This is a genomic window from Marinobacter sp. UBA2498, assembly GCF_002341575.1.
GTDB lineage: Bacteria > Pseudomonadota > Gammaproteobacteria > Pseudomonadales > Oleiphilaceae > Marinobacter > Marinobacter manganoxydans.
Genome location: NZ_DDOI01000027.1, coordinates 13,781 through 19,020, shown reverse-complemented (window position 1 = coordinate 19,020; position 5,240 = coordinate 13,781). Strand labels below are relative to the sequence as shown.

Sequence of the window (5,240 nt, the reverse complement as noted above, 5' to 3'; positions counted from 1 at the left end):
GGGTGGGTTGGTTTCCCGGTTCGAGCATTTCATCGCAGACATCCGGTCGGCTGCCGGTGGTCTGGATGAGCGTTCCGGCGCCCTGGATAACGGTGCGGAATCCCTCCAGTCCGCCTCCGAGCAAACCCGAAAGCAGATCCACGACGTCAGCCAATCCATGGCCGCCATTGCGGACCAGGCCTCGGCCATCGAGCGAGCCACAGATGAGTCTGCCAGTACTGTGAAATCGGCGGTGGCGGCCAACGAAGAAGTCCAGCATCGACTCACCACCAGCGAGGGCGCCGCGGAACATACGGTGGATGTCATTTCGCGCGTTTCAGGATCCATTCATGCCCTTAACGAATCCACGGGCAAGATTGAGCAGGTCATCGGAGTGATTGCCGATATTGCCGAGCAGACCAACTTGCTGGCACTGAACGCAGCGATCGAAGCGGCTCGAGCAGGGGAGCACGGTCGTGGATTTGCCGTTGTAGCCGATGAGGTTCGGACCCTGTCCCGTCGCACCTCCGACTCTACCCGGGATATCTCCCAGTGGGTGCAGGACCTCGTATCCGGCGTAAGCAGCGTCGATGCGCTTTTGGAGGAAATGCGCGATGCCGGCAGCAGCAACCGAGAGCATCTGGCTGCCCTCAAGGGACACCTTCAATCCCTGCAGGGCCAGTTCGTGGATCTTGAGAACCACAGCGCCGAGATCAGCTCTGCGGTTGCGTTTCAACGGGACGAGATCGGGCGGGTAGGCCGCCGTTCAACAGCGCTGGACGAAAGCGCCGATTTCCTCATTGAAACCGTCGAGCAAACCCGGACCATCAGCGAAGCGCTCAGGCAGGAGTCGGTCTCAATGCGACAATTGATCGCACGTTTCCGAACGGCCGCAGAACCAGCCTGATCAAGGATTGTTTGCCCGGATCCCCCCTCCGGGCTTCTACCTCGCCACCATAACTCGTAACATGGTGGCGTCAAAGGAGGTAGTATGACCGACAGCGCCGAAAACCAGCCCGAGCAAGACCCCAGACAGGAAAAATTCGTTGTCGACAAAGAGTTGCTGACCGAAGACCAGCTCCAGGGCCTGGTGGAAGAGTACTGCACCCGATACCACGGACTGAACGACACCGAGAACCCGATGGGCGAGCAGAGCAGGGTAATGTCTGCGGTGCGCCGGGGCGATCTGGTGGTCTGGTTCGATCCCGTGGAAAACACCGCCGGGCTGGGTGTGCCGGCTTAGGCGTCAGGTGTGTCACGGTATTTGTGTTTGCACCTACCCGGGGCAGGAACTAAACGTTACAATCGCGCTGTTTTCCGAAAGCCGTGTGCGAGGTGAATTTTGATCAGGGTACTGGTTGTAGATGACCATGAGCTGGTGAGGTCCGGTATTACCCGGATGCTGGCTGACAACCCGGACATTGAAGTCATCGGGCAGGCGCCATCCGGAGAGGATGCCATCGATTTCGTCCGCCAGGAGCGTCCGGACATTGTGCTCATGGATATCCGCATGCCGGGTATCGGAGGCCTTGAGGCAACCCGTCGTATCCTCCGCATTGATGATTCCATTCGCGTGATCGTGGTAACCGCCTGCGCGGACGACCCCTATCCGACGCGCGTCATGCAAAGCGGTGCTACCGCCTACATCACCAAGGGCGCGGATATCAAAGAGATGGTCCGCGCCATTCGTATGGCTCACACAGGCCAGCGCTATATCAGCCCGGAAATTGCCCAGAAGATGGCCCTGAAGCAACTGGGCGGCGGCGATCGGGACGAGGACGGCGAGCTCTCGCTTTTCGACCGGCTTTCCGAGCGGGAAATGCAGATAGCGATGATGGTGGTGGATTGCCAGAAGGTGCAGGACATTTCGGACAAGCTGTGCCTGAGCCCTAAAACCGTGAACAGCTACCGCTACCGGATCTTCGAGAAACTGGAAATTTCCAGTGATGTCGAATTGGCCCTGATGGCAGTGCGGCTCGGGTTGCTTGATGCCGACAAGGTCTGACCCTGAGAGCACCCACATCGGGGAGTTTGACAGCAAGAGCTTCCTGAAACAGTTGACCGAGCGGCCCGGCGTCTACCGAATGTACGACGAGGGTGGCTCGGTGCTTTACGTGGGCAAGGCCCGCAACCTTAAAAAACGGGTTGGCAGCTACTTCCGCAAGACCGGTCTGGCGCCCAAGACCGAAGCCCTGGTGGGCAAGATTGCCTCTATCGAAGTGACGATTACCGGCAGTGAAACCGAGGCGCTGCTGCTCGAACAGAACCTGATCAAATCGTTACGGCCGCCCTATAACATCCTGCTCCGTGACGATAAGTCCTATCCCTATATCTATTTGTCGTCGCATAGCGATTACCCCTCGCTGACGTTCCGTCGTGGGCGCACTAAAAAGGGTGGCGGCACCTGGTTCGGGCCGTTTCCGAGCTCGGGTGCGGTCAAGGAAAGTCTTAATGTGTTACAGAAGATTTTCCGCATAAGAAACTGTAGTGAAAGCTTTTTCAGGAATCGCACGAGGCCTTGCCTGCAGTACCAGATTAACCGCTGCACGGCACCGTGTGTTGAATACATTACGCCCGAGGAGTACCAGCAGGACATCCGCCACGCGACCATGTTTCTGGAGGGGAAAAACCCTGCGATCCTCCACGATCTGATGAATGCCATGGAGGCCGCTTCCAAGAACGTGGAGTTCGAGAAAGCGGCGGCCTATCGCGACCAGATCAATCATCTGCGCCATGTCCAGGAACAGCAGTCGGTAGACGGTGAGGGCGGCGATGCGGATGTCATCGCAATTGCCCAGGACGCGGGTATCGTCTGCATCGTAGTGATCATCGTGCGCGGTGGCCGTGTGCTCGGCACCAAGGACTACTTCCCTCGCTACTCCATCGAGCAGACCGAGGGCGAACTGCTCAGTGCCTTCCTCGGGCAGTACTATTTCGGCGGCAACACCCGGCGGGAGATTCCGCGGGATATCCTGGTGCCGGTTGAGGTGGAAGGCCAGGAATTGTTGGCCCAGGCCCTCAGCGAGTCTGCAAACCGGGAAACCCGGATTCGGGGCAATGTTCGCGGTGAACGCCGCCGGTGGCTGGAACTGGCCATGACCAACGCCCGCCAGACCCTGCTCACTCACCTGGCGAGCAAGGAGACCGTATACCGGCGCCTGCTGGCCCTGAGGGATCTTCTGGAGCTGTCGGAGACGCCGTCACGCATGGAGTGTTTCGATATCAGCCACAGCCACGGGGAAAATACCGTCGCATCCTGCGTGGTTTTCGATGAGAATGGCCCCGTGAAGAGTGATTACCGCCTGTACAATATCGAGGGGGTTACGGCCGGCGATGATTACGCAGCCATGCGCCAGGTGCTTTCCCGTCGCTACAAGCGGATGGTGGCCGGCGAGGGCAAACGCCCGGATCTGGTCTTCATAGACGGTGGTAAGGGGCAGTTGAATATTGCCCGGGAAGTTTTTGATGAACTAGAGATTTCCGATATCCCGCTGATCGGTGTCGCCAAGGGCGTGACCCGTCGTGCAGGCATGGAGCAGCTTATTGATGCGATGACCGGGGATGTGTTCCGGGTGCCGGCAGATTCGCCAGCGCTGCACCTGATCCAGCATATCCGGGATGAGTCCCACCGTTTTGCTATTACCGGGCACAGGGCCCGGAGGGACAAAAAGCGCCGGCAGTCTACACTGGAAGGCATTGAGGGCGTGGGGCCGAAGAAGCGTCGCGACCTGATTCGATATTTTGGCGGAATACAGGAACTCCGCAAGGCCGGGGTTGATGAGATGACCAAAGTGCAGGGCATCAGCAAATCACTGGCCGAAACCATATACGCAGCATTGCACGACGAGTAAGGACAGCATGAATTTACCAAACATCCTCACCCTCTCCCGCATCATCATGATTCCGGTGTTCGTGGTGATTTTCTATCTTCCGGTGGGGTGGAGCTACCTCGTGAGCGCGGCCATTTTCGGATTGGCGGCGGCCACCGACTGGCTGGACGGTTATCTGGCCCGCAAACTCGACCAGAGCACCCCGTTCGGCGCGTTCCTGGACCCGGTCGCGGACAAACTCATGGTAGCCGTTGCACTGGCTGTGCTGATCGAGGAGCACTCGGCGATTCTGCTGACGATTCCGGCCACCGTTATCATCGGCCGTGAGATAGTCATTTCCGCCTTGCGGGAGTGGATGGCGGAAATCGGCAGCCGCGCCAGCGTGGCGGTTTCGTACATCGGCAAGATCAAGACCACCGCGCAAATGGCCGCTATTGTCGGCCTTCTGGCGTTTCCTCCCGGTGTACTCTGGGCCAATGTCGCCCTGGCGTTGCTCTATATCGCCGCGATTCTCACCCTCTGGTCCATGGGCCTCTACCTCAAGGCTGCTTGGGCGGATCTATTCCCGGAGAAGGCCTCAGGTCAGACGGATAGTCACACGTCGTAGCCCATTCAATCACCCTGGCGGCCAGATTGCTGCCAGCGGTTCCGAAGGCCTCAACAATCTGGTCAACCGATGTGCCTGATGCCGGTGCCACAACCCGCACAGAGCGAGTGCACAGCCTGGCCCGCGAGCGGTTGTGAATCATCTGCAGGTGCAGCTCGATAACCACCTGCGGACCGGATTCCGGGGTTTCCGAATGAAATGCCGAGAGTTCGGTGACCAGGGTCAACTCAGCCTGTGCCGGATTGGTATCCGTAATAACATTCGCGTAGGCGCCACTCTGACGAAGGCTGCTGACCAGCATATCCCGAACCACCACCGGTGCCGAATCCCGCCAGCGGGTTCCCTCGTAGGCCCGGAACTCCTGATGCGTGGGTTTGGCCAGAATCAGCGATCCGTTAAAAGGCTCTGAGGCGTAGGGTGTATCAACGCGAAGGGATGCCTGAACCGGTTGCTCCGCCGTTGGAGCCGCCTGGACCACTGCCAGGTCCATAACCCTCGGTGGCTCCGGGTTCGGAAACACCGTGCAGCCACTGGCAAAGGCAGCACCCAGGAGAAGTGTCAGGTTTCTGATTGACCTCAATGTCACTGTGCCATCTCCTTCATGGTTTCATTGCCGAACAGGGTGCCAGTGGGATCCTGCTCCAGGCGATGAGTAAACTGGTTCAGGCTCCTCAGGGTTGCCCTCAGCTCCCGCAGTGCGGGCGCCAACTCTCCCATGCCCTGGAGACCGGCATCCATTGCCCCCTGGTTGTTACGGGTCAGCTCATCAATCCGCGCCATGGTGGTGGTAATTACCGCGAGTGCTTTGTCCATGGATTGCAGAA

At 58.9% G+C, this 5,240-nt stretch carries 6 protein-coding genes and 1 pseudogene; 5 read left to right on the top strand and 2 right to left on the bottom strand.

Features of this window, described 5'->3' with window-relative positions; translation table 11 throughout:
• From B2W52_RS02565 to pgsA, 5 genes are all read left to right on the top strand, one after another.
• Positions 1–886, top strand: an 886-nt coding sequence (locus B2W52_RS02565; RefSeq protein WP_286801128.1) for a methyl-accepting chemotaxis protein, incomplete at its 5' end; no start/stop codon positions are given.
• A gap of 84 nt (positions 887–970) precedes the next feature.
• The gene (locus B2W52_RS02560; RefSeq protein WP_273069346.1) at positions 971–1,222 is read left to right on the top strand and encodes a hypothetical protein; all 252 of its coding nucleotides are present in this window, start codon (positions 971–973) and stop codon (positions 1,220–1,222) included.
• A gap of 99 nt (positions 1,223–1,321) precedes the next feature.
• Positions 1,322–1,984, top strand: a complete 663-nt coding sequence (uvrY, locus tag B2W52_RS02555) for a UvrY/SirA/GacA family response regulator transcription factor (protein ID WP_008174467.1) — start codon at positions 1,322–1,324, stop codon at positions 1,982–1,984.
• On the top strand, positions 1,968–3,830 hold the full coding sequence (gene uvrC, locus B2W52_RS02550) for an excinuclease ABC subunit UvrC (protein WP_286801126.1): 1,863 nt from the start codon (positions 1,968–1,970) through the stop codon (positions 3,828–3,830). Before uvrY ends, uvrC begins: the two co-directional genes overlap by 17 nt.
• A gap of 7 nt (positions 3,831–3,837) precedes the next feature.
• Positions 3,838–4,416, top strand: a complete 579-nt coding sequence (pgsA, locus tag B2W52_RS02545) for a CDP-diacylglycerol--glycerol-3-phosphate 3-phosphatidyltransferase (protein ID WP_053115089.1) — start codon at positions 3,838–3,840, stop codon at positions 4,414–4,416.
• On the opposite strand, the gene B2W52_RS02540 is transcribed toward pgsA, so the two are convergent.
• Positions 4,349–5,002 (bottom strand): ABC-type transport auxiliary lipoprotein family protein, encoded by a 654-nt coding sequence (locus tag B2W52_RS02540; RefSeq protein ID WP_273069351.1) that lies wholly within the window; start codon positions 5,000–5,002, stop codon positions 4,349–4,351. The genes pgsA and B2W52_RS02540 overlap by 68 nt on opposite strands.
• Positions 4,999–5,240 (bottom strand): annotated as a pseudogene (locus B2W52_RS02535) (MlaD family protein); the annotation flags it as partial. The gene B2W52_RS02540 and the pseudogene B2W52_RS02535, both read right to left, overlap by 4 nt.